The organism is Nitrospira sp., from assembly GCA_037045225.1.
In the GTDB taxonomy this organism is placed as follows: Bacteria; Nitrospirota; Nitrospiria; order Nitrospirales; family Nitrospiraceae; genus Nitrospira_A.
In genome coordinates this window covers 1,455,013-1,471,449 of sequence record JBAOHZ010000009.1, presented here as the reverse complement: position 1 = coordinate 1,471,449, position 16,437 = coordinate 1,455,013, and the positions used below count along the sequence as shown (strand labels likewise).

20 protein-coding genes are annotated in these 16,437 nt (G+C 60.1%); 8 read left to right on the top strand and 12 right to left on the bottom strand.

Translation table 11 applies throughout. From position 1 onward, the window contains the following. Window positions 1-2: 2 nt before the first annotated feature. The 7 genes from arsA to V9G17_07545 all read left to right on the top strand — a co-directional run bounded on the left by arsA (window position 3) and on the right by V9G17_07545 (window position 5,261). Entirely contained in the window at window positions 3-1,796 is a 1,794-nt protein-coding gene (arsA, locus tag V9G17_07575) for an arsenical pump-driving ATPase (GenBank protein MEI2752450.1), read from the top strand. 359 nt (window positions 1,797-2,155) lie between these two features. Continuing rightward, window positions 2,156-2,638: a hemerythrin domain-containing protein gene (locus V9G17_07570; protein ID MEI2752449.1), complete on the top strand. Its 483-nt coding sequence runs from the start codon at window positions 2,156-2,158 to the stop codon at window positions 2,636-2,638. Further along, window positions 2,635-3,021 carry a hypothetical protein gene (locus V9G17_07565; GenBank protein MEI2752448.1) on the top strand — a complete coding sequence of 129 codons (387 nt, stop codon included), beginning with the start codon at window positions 2,635-2,637 and terminating at the stop codon, window positions 3,019-3,021. The genes V9G17_07570 and V9G17_07565 overlap by 4 nt, the downstream gene beginning before the upstream one ends. A 115-nt stretch (window positions 3,022-3,136) precedes the next feature. Continuing rightward, window positions 3,137-3,724: a hypothetical protein gene (locus tag V9G17_07560; protein MEI2752447.1), complete on the top strand. Its 588-nt coding sequence runs from the start codon at window positions 3,137-3,139 to the stop codon at window positions 3,722-3,724. A 3-nt stretch (window positions 3,725-3,727) separates the two neighbouring features. Further along, window positions 3,728-4,276: a hypothetical protein gene (locus V9G17_07555; GenBank protein ID MEI2752446.1), complete on the top strand. Its 549-nt coding sequence runs from the start codon at window positions 3,728-3,730 to the stop codon at window positions 4,274-4,276. A gap of 23 nt (window positions 4,277-4,299) precedes the next feature. Then, window positions 4,300-4,821, top strand: a complete 522-nt coding sequence (locus V9G17_07550) for a hypothetical protein (GenBank protein ID MEI2752445.1) — start codon at window positions 4,300-4,302, stop codon at window positions 4,819-4,821. A 143-nt stretch (window positions 4,822-4,964) separates the two neighbouring features. Then, window positions 4,965-5,261, top strand: coding sequence for a hypothetical protein (locus V9G17_07545; GenBank protein MEI2752444.1), 297 nt, complete (start codon window positions 4,965-4,967; stop codon window positions 5,259-5,261). 137 nt (window positions 5,262-5,398) lie between these two features. Here the strand turns inward: V9G17_07545 and V9G17_07540 are convergent, their stop codons facing one another. The 11 genes from V9G17_07540 to V9G17_07490 form a co-directional block, all read right to left on the bottom strand. After that, complete coding sequence (locus V9G17_07540; GenBank protein MEI2752443.1) at window positions 5,399-8,116, bottom strand: GNAT family N-acetyltransferase; 2,718 nt, start codon at window positions 8,114-8,116, stop codon at window positions 5,399-5,401. Between the two features lie 419 nt (window positions 8,117-8,535). Beyond that, window positions 8,536-8,898, bottom strand: coding sequence for a cytochrome c (locus V9G17_07535; protein ID MEI2752442.1), 363 nt, complete (start codon window positions 8,896-8,898; stop codon window positions 8,536-8,538). A 49-nt stretch (window positions 8,899-8,947) separates the two neighbouring features. Then, window positions 8,948-9,805, bottom strand: a complete 858-nt coding sequence (locus tag V9G17_07530; protein MEI2752441.1) for a universal stress protein — start codon at window positions 9,803-9,805, stop codon at window positions 8,948-8,950. 236 nt (window positions 9,806-10,041) lie between these two features. Then, entirely contained in the window at window positions 10,042-10,575 is a 534-nt protein-coding gene (locus V9G17_07525; GenBank protein MEI2752440.1) for a nuclear transport factor 2 family protein, read from the bottom strand. 49 nt (window positions 10,576-10,624) lie between these two features. Further along, complete coding sequence (locus V9G17_07520) at window positions 10,625-11,119, bottom strand: BCAM0308 family protein (GenBank protein MEI2752439.1); 495 nt, start codon at window positions 11,117-11,119, stop codon at window positions 10,625-10,627. Window positions 11,120-11,173: 54 nt separating this feature from the next. Then, complete coding sequence (locus V9G17_07515; protein MEI2752438.1) at window positions 11,174-11,827, bottom strand: phosphoribosyltransferase; 654 nt, start codon at window positions 11,825-11,827, stop codon at window positions 11,174-11,176. Between the two features lie 51 nt (window positions 11,828-11,878). Continuing rightward, a complete protein-coding gene (locus V9G17_07510) occupies window positions 11,879-12,028 on the bottom strand; it encodes a hypothetical protein (protein ID MEI2752437.1) in 150 nt (49 codons plus the stop codon). 16 nt (window positions 12,029-12,044) lie between these two features. Beyond that, complete coding sequence (locus V9G17_07505) at window positions 12,045-12,176, bottom strand: Hsp20 family protein (protein MEI2752436.1); 132 nt, start codon at window positions 12,174-12,176, stop codon at window positions 12,045-12,047. A 629-nt stretch (window positions 12,177-12,805) separates the two neighbouring features. Then, the gene (locus V9G17_07500; GenBank protein MEI2752435.1) at window positions 12,806-13,486 is read right to left on the bottom strand and encodes a nucleotidyltransferase domain-containing protein; all 681 of its coding nucleotides are present in this window, start codon (window positions 13,484-13,486) and stop codon (window positions 12,806-12,808) included. 74 nt (window positions 13,487-13,560) lie between these two features. Beyond that, window positions 13,561-13,905 (bottom strand): chaperone modulator CbpM, encoded by a 345-nt coding sequence (locus tag V9G17_07495; GenBank protein ID MEI2752434.1) that lies wholly within the window; start codon window positions 13,903-13,905, stop codon window positions 13,561-13,563. Further along, window positions 13,906-14,838 carry a DnaJ C-terminal domain-containing protein gene (locus V9G17_07490; protein MEI2752433.1) on the bottom strand — a complete coding sequence of 311 codons (933 nt, stop codon included), beginning with the start codon at window positions 14,836-14,838 and terminating at the stop codon, window positions 13,906-13,908. 425 nt (window positions 14,839-15,263) lie between these two features. Here V9G17_07490 and V9G17_07485 point away from each other — a divergent pair, with 425 nt between their 5' ends. Further along, a complete protein-coding gene (locus V9G17_07485) occupies window positions 15,264-15,482 on the top strand; it encodes a hypothetical protein (GenBank protein ID MEI2752432.1) in 219 nt (72 codons plus the stop codon). 13 nt (window positions 15,483-15,495) lie between these two features. On the opposite strand, the gene V9G17_07480 is transcribed toward V9G17_07485, so the two are convergent. After that, entirely contained in the window at window positions 15,496-16,416 is a 921-nt protein-coding gene (locus tag V9G17_07480) for a serine protease (protein ID MEI2752431.1), read from the bottom strand. Window positions 16,417-16,437 lie beyond the last annotated feature (21 nt).

The following is a 16,437-nucleotide window of genomic DNA, read 5'->3' as shown; positions in this document are numbered from 1 at the left end:
GCATGCGGTTTCTAGAGCACGCACCCATCTTCCTGTTTTTCACCGGCAAGGGTGGCGTGGGGAAAACATCGATTTCCTGCGCCACTGCGATTCGTCTGGCTCGAGAGGGCAAGAAGGTCCTCTTGGTCAGTACTGATCCGGCCTCTAACGTTGGTCAGGTGTTCAGGCAGACCATCGGCAACAGCATCACCGCGATTGCCACGGTTGCCGGACTCTCCGCTCTGGAAATCGATCCGCAACTGGCGGCACAGCAGTACCGCGAACGCATCGTCGGCCCGGTTCGTGGACAATTGCCGGACTCCGTGGTGAAGAGCATTGAGGAACAGCTCTCCGGAGCCTGCACGACAGAAATCGCCGCCTTCGACGAATTTACTGCCCTGCTGACCGATGAGACGCTGATCAGCTCCTACGACCATATCATCTTCGACACGGCGCCGACCGGTCACACCATTCGCCTGCTACAACTCCCGGGCGCTTGGAGCGGCTTTATCGACACCAACCCGGGGGGCGCATCCTGTCTCGGTCCATTGTCAGGACTGGATAAGCAACGGCAGCGTTACGCGGATGCAGTCGCGGCGTTATCCGATCCCAACCGTACCCGTTTGATTCTGGTGGCTCGCGCACAGAAGGGCACGTTGGCCGAGGTCGCCCGTACGTATCATGAATTAGCCGCCATCGGTCTGGCCAGGCAACATCTGGTGATCAATGGCGTCTTGCCGGAACACGACGCGGCGCATGACACATTGGCCTCCGCCATCCGTCGCCATGAGCAAGAGGCGCTCGCCGCAATGCCTGCCGTCCTGCAAGCACTGCCGACGGATTGTCTCCCGCTCAAGGCCGCCAATCTCGTCGGAGTCGAGGCGCTGAGCAGTCTCTTCTCCGATCGAAACGAAGCCATTCCTGTGACCACTGCTCCGGCCGCTCAGTCCCTTGATCTACCGCGGTTATCGGCCCTGGTCGATGAGATCGCGAAAACCGGCCACGGCCTCATCCTGATGATGGGCAAGGGCGGGGTCGGCAAAACCACGCTCGCCGCTGCGGTGGCGGTAGCATTGGCCCAACGCGGACTTCCCGTCCATTTGACCACGTCCGATCCCGCCGCCCACTTGGCCGAGACATTGTCCGGATCCCTTGAAAACCTGGAAGTCAGCCGAATCGACCCGCACGCGGAGATCATGCGCTATCGGCAACATGTTCTCGACACCAAGGGCAAGGACCTCGATGAGCAGGGCCGTGCCATGCTGGAGGAGGATCTGCGCTCGCCCTGCACCGAGGAAATCGCGGTCTTCCAGGCGTTCTCCAGGATCATTCGCGAGGCCGGCAAGAAATTCGTCGTCATGGACACGGCGCCGACCGGGCACACTCTGTTGCTGCTTGATGCCACCGGGGCCTATCACCGCGAGGCCACCCGCCATATCGATCCGCTTCTGCACCACACCACGCCGATGATGCGGCTACGGGACCCTGACCGGACGAAGGTGATGATTGTGACCTTGGCGGAAACCACGCCCATGTTGGAGGCTGCAGGTTTACAGAACGAACTGCGTCGCGCCGGTATTGAGCCGTGGGCCTGGCTTATCAACAACAGCCTGGCCGCTGCTCCAACATCGGCACCCCTGTTGAGGCAGCGGGCTGGGTTCGAACTGGCCCAGATTGAGGCGGTGCGGACCAGCTACGCTACGCGCGTCGCGCTGGTTCCAATGCAAGCCGAGGAGCCCATCGGCATCGAACGGCTGCTCCGACTCGTGGAACCGCAGCGCGCGTCGGACCGTATCGGCGCAACTCAAGATTCATAGACGGTTATGATGACGTTTCGATACCGATCTGTTTCCGAGATCAGGACGAGACCGAATCAGGCGGGTGGTCGCTTTCCATCGACCACTGGAAAAAGACGAACCGCGTTGAATGGAAGCATCTGGATCTTATTTCTGGCCGTAATCATATCTATCGGAGGTTGCATGGACGGTGGTGCAGGATCGCATAGGCGGGATCCTCTTTCCGTTCACTTTCCGGACGTGCGTACCCCGGTTCATCTCGATGCCGATACCCGTCGGGAGCATCGCGCCGTCATGCCGCAATGAAACCATGTGCTGAAAGCCTGTGTCGCCTGCCATCTGGAATACACATTGCACAGTTCATAACCAAGGAGAGCCGCATGTCCGAAGGAAAGATCAGTGTCACGTTCGAGCAAGACCACGACCGTCTCGATGCCCTGTTCACCACGTTTCAGGAACAGAAACGACAGGATGTTGCCAAGGCGAAGGAGGCGTTCGCTGCCTTCAAGTTCGGCCTGCAACGCCACATTGTCTGGGAAGAGGATGTGCTGTTTCCAAAGTGGGAGGAAAATTCAGGCATGGCGGAAGGCGGTCCGACGCAGGTCATGCGAAGCGAGCACCGGATGATCGGCGATTGCCTGGAGGCGATTCACCGGAAGGTTCAGGCACAGGATCCGGAGAGCGACCGGGACGAGCAGCTGCTCCTGGATATTTTAAAATCCCACAATATGAAGGAAGAGCGCATTCTCTACCCATCGATCGATCAGGTGATCAGTGACCAGGAACGAGCGGAGTTGTACCAGGCGATGAAGGACATTCCCGAAGAGCGATATCGGGCCTGTTGTGGGAACGGGCACTCATGAGTCGGCTGAGCGTGGGGGCTGCTGTGTGTATCCTGGGAATCTTGGTCGTCGCGTCCGTGCCGCGATGGACCCACGCGGTGCCGTATGGTGGCGTGATGGCGTCGAAAGCGGAGGGGCCGGCGGTCGCGTGGGCCATGGCTGATACCGGTGGCATGGTGGCGAATCCGCATAGCGATTTGATCTTTCGGGCGACGGGGGCCGCTGCCTGTCTGGATTGTCATCGAGCCGGCAGGGACGGGACGATGAGTCCGCATGTCCTGGACAACGCGTTGGTTCAAGAACTCAAGGCCAAGGCCAAAGGTGTTCATGGCCCCGGACGATTCGCCGATTGTCTGCGGTGCCATGCCGGGGGCAATAAAGGCGTGGAGAAGTATCGGAAGTAAGCCAGGGAACGAATGGCTGATGGCCATGGTCGATGATGTCCTGCTGTGAGTCGGTGACGCTAAGTCCTACGCTATCAGCGCGCCTCTTCTTCTGATTGTTCTGAGCGAGCGAGGTATGCGATCTGTCCGGCAGCGTATCCTTGTCGTAAGTGCCGTCGTGGTTGTGGCGGTGGCAGGCGCCCTGCTGTTCGAGGCTTTGTTGAGCCTCGGCGAGGCCACCCCCTTTGGGCATACGCAGTACGGCCATGTAGCCGGCTGGATCGGCTTTGCCGTGACTCTGCTGGTATTTGTGTATCCGTTGCGCAAGCGAATCAGTCCGGCCCGTCGGTGGCCGCGCGGCTGGTTTCGAGTTCACATGGTGGCGGGGGTGGTGGGTCCGCTGTTCATCTTTCTCCACTCCGGCGCACATTATCACGCGTTGGTTCCGGTCCTGGCGATGTTGTCCATGGTGATTGTGGTCCTCAGCGGAATCATCGGGCAGGCGGTGCACGCATTCAGCCTGAGAGCCCTCAACGATCAACGCCGCCGACTCCAGCGCGAAGGATTATCCGACGGCGATATCGACGCGCAGTTGCATGGCATGGCTTCTCAGGAAGAAGCGTTCCGTGTGTGGCAGGCGATCCATGCGCCGATGACGCTCATGTTTCTCGTGCTTGCGGTGTTGCATGTGGCGGGCGCACTGTTCTTTGCCGGAATCTCGTGACGGATGCGATACCATCCGCTGCCAAGAACTGCGGTGCCGGTGGTGGCCCTGGCGACGCTTGTGCTTCTCGTCTGGATCGGTTGGGGATCCGTAAGAAGTCCTGCTTCGTTTTGGGCTCCTGGAGATCTGAGCCGATACCACGTCGACCAGGCCGGGTGCAGTCATTGTCACGAACCGTTCCGTGGACCCAGTCCGGCTCGCTGTGTGGCGTGCCATTCGGAGCGGTATTTCGAGAGTCGGGCGACGCCCGCCGTGGCGACCTGGCATCGCGAACTCGTCACACAACGAACGGCCTGCACGGCCTGCCACACGGAACATCGCGGGGCGCTTGCTCAGATTACCGAGCGAGCCAGGACCAACCCCCACGGTGAATTTGTGTTTCGCGCCACCGGGACCAGTTCCTGTACGGCCTGTCATGAATTCGGCGCGAGGGTCGCGATCCGACCGACGCTCAGGGATGAGCCCATCGTGCGGCGATTGTATGAGCAGGGGCGTGGGGCGCATCGGCCTGGTCGCATCGCCGAGTGCCTGGCCTGTCACGGCGGCGGGTAGCTGGATTGAGGAGGATTAAGCCGATGCAGTTACATCTCGAACAAGCGTTTCCCACGGAGCAAGCGCTGCGCGACATGATCGTCACGCGCAAAATCTGTTTCGATCACGACCCGTTCTATGTGAAAACTGGCGCGGGCAACGTGGTCCAAATCGGGTTCCAGTTAAACCTCTACGCAGCGTTTCACGACCCTACCCAGTTGCCGCTTAATGATGATGCCGAGCATCGTGACATTCTTGGCGACCTGCAACGGCTCTGCCGGGTCTTCTTCCAGACGCTGGACCTCCTCAAACCCTGCGAGCATCCACAGCCGCCCGCGCATCGCATCATCTTTTCCCCGGAACGAAAGAATCGCGCCGAAGTCTGTCTCCAGATCCCGATCTTTGACCTGGCACACTATGCCGATCGCTCCGCCGGTCAGGTGCGGGACCTGCTGGAGACGGCGGAATGTTTACTGATGCATGTCGGCGCAAGACGGCGGGTGTGGGATGAAGCGGGACACAAGTCGGAGTCTTCCACCGGTGATTGCGAATCCCGCGCGGGCTAGGTCTGCGTATGCGTGAGACCCTGCATTGAGGTGAAATCATTCTCTATAATCGACATATGTGGATATGGTAGGAAGTGCTGCCTATCGGGTCTCAATTATTCGGATCATCGGTGCCGGCTATTGGCGAAAGGGAAAGGCCGTCTATGAGTACGAAAATAAGATATCGCGATGAGCCTCTGGGCGAGATTCGTGTCGTTCCAGATTTTCTCCCCTCTCCCGCCGAATTGGCGTTTCGCGATGAGGGGGTCAAAGTGACGTTGGCTCTGAGCAGGAAGAGCGTAGACTTCTTCAAGGCCGAAGTATCCCGGCACCACACGCAATACCAGCGCATGATTCGCCGCTTGCTCGATGCCTATGTCGAGAGGCAGCCTCAGATCTTTCCTTCACGTTCACCGCGGACCGCGCGTGGACGGGCAGCTCGTAAGCGCAGTGTTGCGTAATTCACGCCTACGGGTGACACATGCTGAGGTGGAGGTGCAGATTTCGAAACGGCCAGCTGTGGGAGATAGGCATGGCCCAGAGAAATAACGCTGCGTTTACGCGCAAATATTGATCCGCTCTGTCTCAATCGAACAGTTCATCTCGCAACAGTCTTTTGAACCCTGATCCTCGCATCCACGATCTGACAGCCTTGGCCGGGCGGGAGGGCGAAGATGGGATTCAGGTCCAGCTCCACGATCGCGGGCACTTCTTCGACCAGCCGTGACAACCTGAGCAACAGGGCCTGGATGGCATCGACGTCGGCAGGTGGATGGCCGCGGTAACCCTGCAGGAGGCGATACCCCTTAATACTGCGAATCAAGTCGGCGGCATCCAGCTCCGTCAACGGCGTAATCCGGAATCGCACATCCCCTAAAATTTCGACGTGTATCCCCCCGAGCCCGAAACCGATCAAGGGGCCGAACGAGGGATCTTGAACCATTCCGGCCATGACTTCGACGCCGCCTGCCACCATCGGTTGCACCAGCACGCCTTCCATCGCATCGAGGCTGGCATCCTCAGCCAGTCGTGCCGCGATCTGTTCATAGGCACGGCGCACCGCCGCTTTGTCGATAAGGTTCAAATGCACGCCCCCGATCTCCGTTTTATGGACCAGGGTGTGGGACGCCAGCTTGACGGCGACCGGAAATCCGATCTGTTCGGCCAGCCGGGCGGCTTCTTCGGCGCTGGTCGCGACGCCGCCTGCCGGTAGCGGAATCGACATCGCGCTCAGCAGGGTTCGTGTTTCAGTCGTCGTCAGCCAGCCGTCTCCACGCGTGGCCAGGGCCTCGTGGCAGATGCGGGTCACGGTCGAGAGGTCCAGATCGTCGAAGTCCGGAACCATGCCGGCGGGGCGTTCGCGCCACTGCACGTACCCGGCTATTTTCCCCAGGGTGCGCGCGGGGAGTTCCGGCAAGGCGAAGGTGGGGATGGTTTCGCTCGTGAAGGAAAACCTCCGCTCGCGATCCGTTTCCACCATCCATCCGATGTAGATCGGTTTCTTGAGGGGCGCTGTGGCTCGCGCGGCGAGGATGCCTTTCTTGATGCCCTCGGCGATCGGGTCCACATCGGTGGCTGTGACGGCGATGTAGAGAATGATGAGGGCGTCGATATCGTCGGATTTCAAGAGTGTGGTGATGGATTGGGCGTATTGTTCGGGGTCGGCCGAGGCGATCAGGTCCACCGGGTTGCGCAACGCCGCGGACGGCGGCAGAAATGAGGCCAGGTGCGAGATCGTCGCTTGCGACAATTCAGGAACATCCAAGCCGCTCGCTTCGCAGGCATCGGCGCAGAGGATGGCCGGTCCGCCGGCATTCGTAATGATCCCGACGCGGTGGCCCGTCGGCAGCGGTTGATCCGATAGGCCTGCCGCCAAGGCGAACATATCTTCGAGCGTCTCGGCGCGCAGGATCCCGGTCTGCTGAAACAGGGCTTCCACCCCGACTTCATTGGCGGCCAGCGCGGCCGTATGAGATCCCGCGGCGCGTTTGCCTGAGGACGTGCGACCTGCTTTTAAGACGACGACCGGTTTGTTGCGGCTGACCCGGCGGGCGATCTGCGCAAACTTTCTCGGATTGCCGAAGGATTCCACATACAGCAGGATGACCTGCGTCGCAGGATCGTTTTCCCAGTATTGCAGGAGGTCGTTGATCGACACATCGGCCTTGTTGCCGACGCTGACGAAGGTGGACAGACCGAGCTGCAATCGTTCGGATGCGGCGAGCAGGGCTAACCCCAAGGCGCCGCTTTGTGACGACATAGCGATCGAGCCGGCGAGGGGGAATGTGGACGTGAAGGTGGCGTTGAGCCGCACGGCCGGATCGGTGTTCAGGATGCCAAAGCAATTGGGGCCGACCATGCGCAGGCCCTGTTGACGAACCTTGTTGAGGAGCTGGTCTTGTAGATGGCGTCCATCTGGGCCGGTCTCGGCGAACCCGGCGGTGATGACTACCAGCGCGCGGACACCGGTCGCCGCGCAGTCGTCCACGACAGAGAGCACCGCGTCCTTGTGGACGACGATGACGGCCAGATCGACCGGCTCCGGCAGTGCACGAAGCGACGGATAGGTGTGTAGACCGGCGATGGTGGCGGCATGCGGATTGATGGCGTAACAGCGGCCGTGAAACCCGCTGCTGTTCAGCGCGTCGAGCAGCCGATAGCCGATACTCTGGGGGTCGCGCGAGGCGCCGATGACGGCGACGGCTTGAGGATGGAAGAAGGGTCGGAGCGAAGCCGTGGTGGCGACCCGTTCACGCCACTCGGATTTGAGCACGCTCCGGTCGGTCGGCGTCAGCGAGAGCTCGACCTCCATGTCGCCGCCTTCGACATGTTCTTCCATAGAGAGTCCGGAAGACGCGAACACCTCCCGCATGGCCATATTGTCGGCATGCGTGATGGCCCAGAGTCTGGTGAAGCCGTGACGGATCGCCAACAGTGCCAGTCGCTCCAGGAGCAGCGTGCCCAAGCCATGCCCATGGAGCCGATCGTCTACGGCCATGGCCACTTCGGCCTGATGCGGAGTCCGTGCATGATACGAGCCGGAGGCGATGATATGGAGGGCTCCGTCCTGCCGGCGCAGGGCAATCACCGTGAGGCTGCGCCGCGGGTCGGATGGGTCACAGAGCGTGCGGATCACCTCGGCTGGTGGCGCAGTTTCGGAGAAAAACCGGTGGCGTCTGGCTTCCGGCGACAGGCGCTCGACGAAGCGCTGCAGTTCATCCGCGTCGCCCGGCTGCGCGATGCGTAGGAGGGCCGTCGTGCCGTCGCTGAGGACGACATGGCCGGAGTCGGGACCTTCGTCCCTGGATGGCGGCATGTGGAGTGGGCGAATACGTTGCATGACTTACCCCGAGCGCAGGTTCGGTTTCACGAGCAGCAACATGCCGAGCCCGATCATGCCCGTCTCGCTGATCAGTTTCAACTAAAAGGCGGACACATTGCTGAGACGCACGGCGTGCTGTCTCGCCAATGTTTCCAAACGAGTGAGGGCGGACTGATCCTGACAGAGGTCTCACAACAGAATGTGCCGGGCAGGGTGATGCCGTTGAAGCTCGAGAAGAAATGCTTCGACGGCGTCGCAATGCGGACAGCCGGCTCGGACACAGACATCCACGTCCACAGTCGGTTGGGAGGCGTGAGGAGACACTTCTGAACCGGGTCGCCACAGGCAGGCGAGAGCAGACCTGCGTCAAGACTCCTCTGCCGACTCATCGCGTTGCCTGTGGCGTCTGTCGGCTAGCTGACGAAGTCTGGTGTCGCGACCGATCGGATATACGACAAGACGTCCAGCATTTGTTGGTCGGTCAGCTTCCCGCGATATCCATGCATCGGACTGAAGAGTGCGCCGTTCGCGATTGTGATCAGGAGTTCCCAGTCGGTCTTGGCGCGCGAGTTGACGGATTGAAAATTCGCGGGCCGCACAATGAGGTATTGGCCGTCCGGACCGGCCCCATCCAGTTTGTCTCCATGACAGCGTAGACATTGCTTTTCATAGATGGCCTGTCCCTCGCGCGGATTGCCCCGGTTGGTTTGAGCGGTGGCCCATGTACTGCCCAGGATGACGAGGCAGACGACCGACAGAATGCTGAACGTTTTCATGCGTAGGCTCCTTTATGGTTCGGCGCAGTGCGCCGGATTGAGTCCAGATTCATCGTACGATCAAAACCGGACAGGGTACGTGGTGCAAGAGGGCGTGGGAAATGCTTCCCAAAAGAAATCGCTCCAGTCCCTTCCGTCCATGGGAACCGATGATCAAGAGATCGGCTGACTTGGCGCGCTCCGTGAGGATATCGGTCGGATCGCCGACGGTCACCTGGGTGCCGACTGTATACCGGTGATTCATGACCGAGGCGGCCACGTTCTTCACCAGGTCTTCGGCCGAGCGTACGGCGATTCCGGTCCAATCCTGGAGTGGAAAGAGGCTGAACGGATCGGTGGAAGGAATCTGGCGTACGACGCTGACGATGGTGAGATCGACCGGATTCTTGAACGGATGGTTGAGGAGCCAGGCTTTGATTCGGGCTCCATCCTCATGTCCTTCGATGGCGACCGTCACACGTTTGACCGGCCCCTCTCGTTCTTTCACGATCAAGGTCGTGCAGTCTCCATGGAGCGCGACGCGATGGGAGACGCTGCCCAGCACGAATTCGCCGACGCGGCCTCGTCCGCGCGCTCCGATCACGATCAGGTCTGCATGTGTTTCCCTGGCTTTGTCCAGAACCAGCGAGGCCGGTTTCGCAAATTCGCACACCCGTGTGATGGAGAGGCCATCGGATGGCAGCATCGTGGAGGTATGGTCGAGCAATTGTTGTCCCGCCTTTTCCATGGCTGTCCGGAAGTCATCGTACCCCTGCATGTTGCTCACTTCTGCGACGATCGGATACTGAAACATGCCCAGGTCGATACCGTGCACCAGGATGACCTCTTGCAGATCGTACAGATAGGAGACTTCACGAACGGCTGCGAACGCCTGTTCCGACCAGTCGAGTGCGATGAGGGCGCGCATAAGACTCCTTTCGCTGGCAGGATGCTGAAACAGCCTTCCCGTGTCGTGCTCGTCACCCGTGACGCGTCTCTCGTGAGCCTGTCGCAGCCGGCGCTGCAACGAGAGCCGAACGATGTGTCACGAATGACGGACGAAGAGGCTGAAGTTGTGAGCATCTTGCGAAGATATTCATCTGTCTTTCCACATGTCTGGCCTGTCCGTCACACTGGTTCTGCAGACAGTGTGACGGCAGCCTTCTAGAACAATGGATGCGGTGACGTGCCAAAGGGCATGAAGCGCGGGGACTCGCCGACGTTGCCGCGAATGCGCCACTGCCCTTCTTCAATCGTCATGTAGTGCACTTCTTCATACCAACTGTCGATCGGCACACGTAACCCGCCTGTTTTCGAGAGGCCTGACAAAGTGCCCGTACAGGTCACCTCGATGATGGTCTTGGTTCCGGATCCGACCTTGCTCATCCGGGAAAAATGATGGATGTCGGACAGTGCTCTGAATTCGTCGAACAGGTTGGTCCAGACCTTCCGCATGTCGGCCTTCTTCATCCCGTGATAATCGTACTGTTCCGAATACAGGGCCATGAGTCCGTCCACATTGCCGACCCCTAGCGCCTGTTCGGCTTGTCGGAACGTCGCCAGGACTGCATCGACGGTGGCTTGATCAAGGTCTCCTGCTGCCCCCGGAAGGAGCTGCATTTCGGCTGACGCCGGAGACACCGTCACGGTGATCAGCAGCAATCCGGCGGCGAGGAACCCGTGCCATCGATCTCGCATCCGTTCCGCTCCATCCATGATCACGCTTGCCTGTCGATGGTATGCGCGCTTACCCGATCCATGTGACGCGAACAAAATCTTCATCCTTGTCATATCGCAGTTCCAATTCGCCGTGGTGTGCGTGTTTCAGCGCTTCGCCGATGCGCCGGGGCAAGTGGGTATCGGTGGTGAGAACGACAAGCCCCTCCGCGCGGTTCTCGATGGTCATGATGCGAGCCAGCGGGTACTCCTTTTTTTCCTGCGCCTCCGCGTTGTGGATCAGGCCCATGACTTGGTCCCGGTGTTGGTCTTTGAAGAGTCCCTTGAGCGTGACGAATCCCTTCGGATTTTTGTCCTGGATGCGCAGACAAGCCGGGCAGACGATCTCATCGGCCCCCGTCGGTTTAGCGCCCCAGGTCCAACGCCCCTTATGGAACAGCGCTCCGCAGGTCTTGCAGACCGTCGGTTCCTTCAGTTTGCCCGGCATTTTGTACGAGTCGTGCTGGTATTCTTCTACGAATCGATCGTGGCGCGCTGCGTGGCCGCCTTCTGTTGGTGTGTTCATCGGGGTGATTCCTTTTCTGTGTCCGGGCTCCGGCCTACGGTCGGCGCTCTGAGGTTATGATTTGTTGATGAATGCTTCTTCCGCCAGATTGAGATATTGCAGTACCTCCCGGTCTTCGACCTGTCCGAAGTCCCGGTAGAAGTTCCCCACGGCATAAAAGGGATCCGGTATCCGCAGCACGACCAATTGGTCAACCAGCTTCCGCGCCACTTCAACCGTCGAGCGCGGGCCGACCGGAATGGCTCCGATGACGCGGCGCGGGTTTGCCTGACGGACGGTCGCCACAGAGGCGAAGAATGTCGCGCCTGTGGCGAGGCCGTCATCCACGAGAATCACGGTCCGGTCGTGCAGGTCGGGGAACGATCGTCCCTGCCGGTACAGGGCCACACGCCTGACGACTTCCTTTTGCTGCGCCTGCACGGCGGCTGAGAGTTGTCGTTCGGTGAGCGATAAGCCGGATAGCGCCTCACGATTCCAGTACACCGCCCCCGTTTCGCCGACGGCTCCCAGGGCATATTCAGGATTGTCCGGTGCCCCGATTTTTCGCGTGATCAGCACATCGAGCGGCAACCGCAGGGCCAGGCTCAATTGATACGCCACCGCCACACCTCCGCGGGGCAGCGCGAGCAGGATGGCGCTCGGATCGTTGCGAAACGGGAGCAGTTCCTCAGCGAGGAGTTCGCCGGCTTCTTGACGGTTCCTAAACATCACGACCCGCTCCCCCTGCCGTTTGCCGGATAGACCGAGACTCGAACGGAGTTACCACCATCCGCTCGTGACCCCCACACCGATCAGCATGAGCACCGCGACGATCACGAGCACCATCAGCCACCGGTGATGGTGCGATGCTCCCTCGGGGTGCCAATGGATCTCCCAGGGGATGTCCAGGTATCGAGGATGTCGGAACATGATGGGCTCCTTCCGCTTAGGCCACCGTCACTTCAATCGATGTGGGCTGGGCGTTCTCCAATTTCGGTAGGTGTACGTTGAGAATCCCGTCTTTGTAGTCCGCCGCGACCTTGCTGCCGTCGGCATCGGAGTGAACTGTCCCCGAAATGGTTCCCAGCGGGTGAGTCCACTCATGATCATGCCTCCTTTGCGGTGTGAGTCAGTGTCGCGTAAACAGGAGTCTTGTCATGCATGCGAGAGATGGTGTTGTGAAACCGATCTTCCTGCAAAGGAGATGTTGCAGACTCGATGCCAGAAGAACATGTGGCCGCCATGCCTCGGGGACGTGCGAAAGTTCACTTGCTTAGGAGCATGGGCAAGCAGTGGCGTGCTTCGACCGATCTACGGGGTGGGGCGATACGGGGCAGCAGCCGGGGGCTGCAATGGTGCCAATTACCTCATTGATTGGAGCAAGGGCGTGGTTACCCGATAAATGAAGAGAAATGAAGGGAGGTGGAGCCAGGATAAGGTTGAAACCCCCGCTTCCGTGCCGCGTGAGTGGTTCGGGGGTCGCGCCTGTCGCAATTTCGGGGTCTGGTCCGAAGGGACGCGCTTCCATCTCGGTGCCAGTAGGAGGCACGGCTCGCAGAAGGAGCCCGATGAATGGGGAGCGCGGGACATTCAGGCTGTGTGACTCGCCGGGGTGTTCGGAGGGATCCCGCTCAGTGGGCAGGTCCGATCTCCACACGGGAGCGGGTTTTTTGTGATCGTGGTCCCGAAGTAGAACGGCAGATCGTTCTAGGCGAGAAAGGCTTTTCGAACCTTGAGAAGGAACGCATCGGCCAGTTCCGGACGAGCCTGTTGGGAGCAGGTACGGAGTCGGCGCGTCGCTTCTTCTGTCCAGTATTCCCCCATATCGATGACCTCGCCGGGGCGAAAGTGTCCGGCTTTGATCTTGGCCACGGCTTCACCGACCGGGGTTTCAGAAATCCTGATGCTGAACGTCCCCCGTTCGAGTAATTCGCAGAGGTTGAAGAGCACCCGCACATAGGCCGCCGCGTATTTCGCGGGGCGGCCATCCTTTTTCTCCAACATTTTCTTGCGCTGGTTGTCGCAGTAGTTGAGGAACGACTCATAGGCTGCCTGCGCCGACCAGAGGCGTGGAAACAAGTGGCGGAGTTCTGCGCCCCAGTCATCCATGGTCACCACCGGCGCTACTAGCGTTTCGAGCACCAGCGGATGGCTTTGTAAGGCCAATTGGAGAAAGTGGCCGATTTCCCAGGCCGTCTCGTCGTCTTCCTCCTTCATCATCCTCGTGCCTTGATACTTAAAGCCGACACGAAAGAGTTCGGCGGTGGGTAGGATGAAGACGCTGCGAAAATCCTTGTCGCTCTCGGGCCCGGCCAGTCCGTGGGCGTGCGAACCGACCACCACTTTGAGAATGCAGGAATCGGCCGACGTTGTAGCTGTGTCTGTCATGATCGTGCGGCGGAGAGTCGGGCCAGGCAACCGTACGTGCCGGCGTGTCTGTTAGGACCGGTGTCTCGGCAGTCTCATGTGTCCTTGCCACCGAAGGCTTCATCCATATCGAGGCCAGTCTGCTGCAATCGCGCACGGAGCCGCTCAATCTGGCCGAGCAGATCCAGCATCACTGCAGCGGCATCGAGGCTGGCATCAAAATCCCGTTGGAAACGAGCCACTCGTCGGGCGCAGGTGAGATCTGTCGCATGAAATCGCCAGGTTGAGGTCTCGGGCCCCTCCGGCTCCAAGACCCCGATGGCGACCAATTCGATGACCCATTGGCTCTCGGCTCCGCAAGCCCTGGCCAACTCCTCGATCGACAACACGCTTTCGTCACCGATCACCGTTCCTATTAGAATGTCCTGTGACTTCTCCATTCAGACCCCCAGTGCCTGGCGAGGATTGAATGCCAGCTCCTGCGCCATGGTGTGATAGATTTTCTGCGCGCGTTCGCTGTCCGCCGGCGGAAGCACCACCTCAAGGATGAGATACAGATCCCCCGCGGGTTCGCCGGGAATGCCGCGCCCTTTGAGCCTGAGTTTGCGTCCGTTCTGCGATCCCGGCGGGATTTTGACTTCGACCACTCCGTTCGGAGTGGGTGCCTTGGCCGTTGCCCCAAGCGCCGCTTCCCAGGGGGCAATCGGCAATGAGAGTGAGAGGTCTCGGCCCTGCACCTGATAGAGCTTGTGGGGATGAAAGTGGATTTCAAGGTAGAGGTCGCCGGGAGAGGCCCCTGTGATTCCCGGAGTGCCTTGTCCAGCCAGCCGGATGTGCTGGCCTTCCCGAACCCCTTTGGGGATTTGGACGTTGAGCGATCGCTCCCGAAACTCCGGCCGGCCTTGCGCATTCAGCTGCGGCGTGCGGAGGGTGATTGTCTGTGTTCCGCCGCGAAACGCATCCTCAAGGGGGATGAAGATCTTGGCATAGTGGTCTTCCCCACGAGCACGCGCGGACTCGGCTTGGCGGGAGTAGTTGCCGAATAGGGATGAGAAGAAGTCGCTGTAGTCGGCCGCTTCTGTTGCGGACGCTCCGCCCTGGGTGGATTCGAATCCGGCACCCCATTCAGGTGGCGGCGTGAAATCCTGTCCCTCGCGCCAGCGATTGCCGAGGTCGTCATAGGCGGCGCGTTTTTCCGTGTCCTTGAGCACCTCGTACGCCTCGCCGATTTCTTTGAAGCGCGCTTCTGCTCCGGGTTCTTTGTTCACATCCGGGTGGTGCTTGCGCGCGAGTTTTCGATAGGCGCTTTTAATGTCGTCGGCTGTCGCGGTGCGTTCCACGCCGAGGGTCTTGTAGTAGTCCTTAAATTCCATGCCGCCGTGCTCCTGGTTGCTCAGCTACGCACGTCCATCCGTTTCCAGACAGTCGTGCTGCTACTGAAGGGTCGTTTATCATATCGGTGCTACGCGTTCAATGTCGAGGTATCGCCCTCCGGCAAGCCGAGCTCACACGCCTTCAACAGCCGTCGCATGATGTTTCCGCTTCTTGTTTTCGGCAGGGTCGGAAGAAGCGCGATCTGTTTCGGCGCGATGATGGATGTACGGCGACTCATTCGGAAGACGAAGCCGACGGGACGCGTGAGTGATGACGTGGAAGCCCGGGTGCCTCGACGTTAACGGATGCCTTGCAGGGCGCCATCGGCAGGGCGAAACAAGCATGAATCCTTTTCACGGCGAACGACTCCAATAAGGACAGGGGACAAAAGGCCGCTTCGGCGGAAAAATAAAAGGAGAGCGATATGGTGACGCACCCAACACAGATTGCTCATGATCGATGCGATCGCTGCGGAGGGCTGATGGTGCGTGAGGAGATTCGCGAGGTCAACCAGGTGGGGTGGCGGTGCGTGATGTGCGGGGAGCACATCGATCCGCTCATCCTTGAGCATCGCCGGAAGATGCGTACGCCTGAAGGCGCACGGCAACTTTTGGCCAGGAGCGCAAGCGCCGGAATGAACTAAGCTTCCTGCATCATCACGAAGCCGGTTTCTTGCGTCGGTGGTGGCGGCGAGTCGCAGAAACCAGCAGTTGTTTGATGCGATAGGCCGGTTCAACCAGCCCGAGGCCCAGAAAGCTGGGGGTGAGCAGGGGCTCGGGGCGTGTCTTGCCCTGAAGGTACAAGTCGACGTGGTTGCCTCCCGCCAGCAGGGGCAAGCTCTGGATCCTGGCCTGGGTGACGATGCCGAGGAGCGTGACCGCCCCTCCCGTAGTGAGATGTCCTTCCCGATCTATGGTGGTGGGAAGCCGGAAGACCGGTCCCCCGCTATTGCCTGGAAACACGTGGCTATCGATGAGAAAGACTTCTGAGCCAGGGCGGGTCGGCGAGACCCATGAGACGATGCCCTGCCGGACAATTGCGCGTGGTGAATCGGGAATGTCGAACGCCGCAGGATATCCGAGCACCATGATGGGGACGCCTTCATAGAGCTCCGCCGTCGTGGCAATGTCCATCCAGGCAATGGAAGAGGAGGTGCCCGATTTCGGCTGTCGCATGGTTGAGGCGCCAGGTTTCGGCTGGCGCATGGTTAAGGAGAGCGGAAGGCAGGCAAGATCGACGGCTTTGTCAGGGTGAGGGTACCAGCAACGCCGACCTGTTTCGGTCAGTTGAAGCGGAATCTCCAGCCCCTGTTTCATCCCCCGGCCAGGCGTCTGGGGGAATACGATCGCGAGCGTGGAGGGCTGCCAGTGGTCTGGCGGGTCGAGGAAGACATGTTTTGCGGTGACCAGCCAGGTGTCCTGCCTGCGGGGTCCGTGTAACGAGAAGAGCACGCCGGTGCCGACGACGGCAAAAAACTTCTTGGTTGAAACCCGGCCGGTGCGGGATCGTATGTCGGCTTGTTGAATAGACCCGATTGCCACCGTGGCAGCCCGCCAACGATCGATCCATCCAGCCATCGTGTCGTGCCTCCATCCGTA

Coding starts and splice junctions, on each gene's coding strand:
- arsA (MEI2752450.1), top strand. CDS start 3: ATGCGGTTTCTAGAGCACGCACCCATCTTCCTGTTTTTCACCGGCAAG.
- V9G17_07570 (MEI2752449.1), top strand. CDS start 2,156: ATGTCCGAAGGAAAGATCAGTGTCACGTTCGAGCAAGACCACGACCGT.
- V9G17_07565 (MEI2752448.1), top strand. CDS start 2,635: ATGAGTCGGCTGAGCGTGGGGGCTGCTGTGTGTATCCTGGGAATCTTG.
- V9G17_07560 (MEI2752447.1), top strand. CDS start 3,137: ATGCGATCTGTCCGGCAGCGTATCCTTGTCGTAAGTGCCGTCGTGGTT.
- V9G17_07555 (MEI2752446.1), top strand. CDS start 3,728: ATGCGATACCATCCGCTGCCAAGAACTGCGGTGCCGGTGGTGGCCCTG.
- V9G17_07550 (MEI2752445.1), top strand. CDS start 4,300: ATGCAGTTACATCTCGAACAAGCGTTTCCCACGGAGCAAGCGCTGCGC.
- V9G17_07545 (MEI2752444.1), top strand. CDS start 4,965: ATGAGTACGAAAATAAGATATCGCGATGAGCCTCTGGGCGAGATTCGT.
- V9G17_07540 (MEI2752443.1), bottom strand. CDS start 8,116: ATGCCGCCATCCAGGGACGAAGGTCCCGACTCCGGCCATGTCGTCCTC.
- V9G17_07535 (MEI2752442.1), bottom strand. CDS start 8,898: ATGAAAACGTTCAGCATTCTGTCGGTCGTCTGCCTCGTCATCCTGGGC.
- V9G17_07530 (MEI2752441.1), bottom strand. CDS start 9,805: ATGCGCGCCCTCATCGCACTCGACTGGTCGGAACAGGCGTTCGCAGCC.
- V9G17_07525 (MEI2752440.1), bottom strand. CDS start 10,575: ATGCGAGATCGATGGCACGGGTTCCTCGCCGCCGGATTGCTGCTGATC.
- V9G17_07520 (MEI2752439.1), bottom strand. CDS start 11,119: ATGAACACACCAACAGAAGGCGGCCACGCAGCGCGCCACGATCGATTC.
- V9G17_07515 (MEI2752438.1), bottom strand. CDS start 11,827: ATGTTTAGGAACCGTCAAGAAGCCGGCGAACTCCTCGCTGAGGAACTG.
- V9G17_07510 (MEI2752437.1), bottom strand. CDS start 12,028: ATGTTCCGACATCCTCGATACCTGGACATCCCCTGGGAGATCCATTGG.
- V9G17_07500 (MEI2752435.1), bottom strand. CDS start 13,486: ATGACAGACACAGCTACAACGTCGGCCGATTCCTGCATTCTCAAAGTG.
- V9G17_07495 (MEI2752434.1), bottom strand. CDS start 13,905: ATGGAGAAGTCACAGGACATTCTAATAGGAACGGTGATCGGTGACGAA.
- V9G17_07490 (MEI2752433.1), bottom strand. CDS start 14,838: ATGGAATTTAAGGACTACTACAAGACCCTCGGCGTGGAACGCACCGCG.
- V9G17_07485 (MEI2752432.1), top strand. CDS start 15,264: ATGGTGACGCACCCAACACAGATTGCTCATGATCGATGCGATCGCTGC.
- V9G17_07480 (MEI2752431.1), bottom strand. CDS start 16,416: ATGGCTGGATGGATCGATCGTTGGCGGGCTGCCACGGTGGCAATCGGG.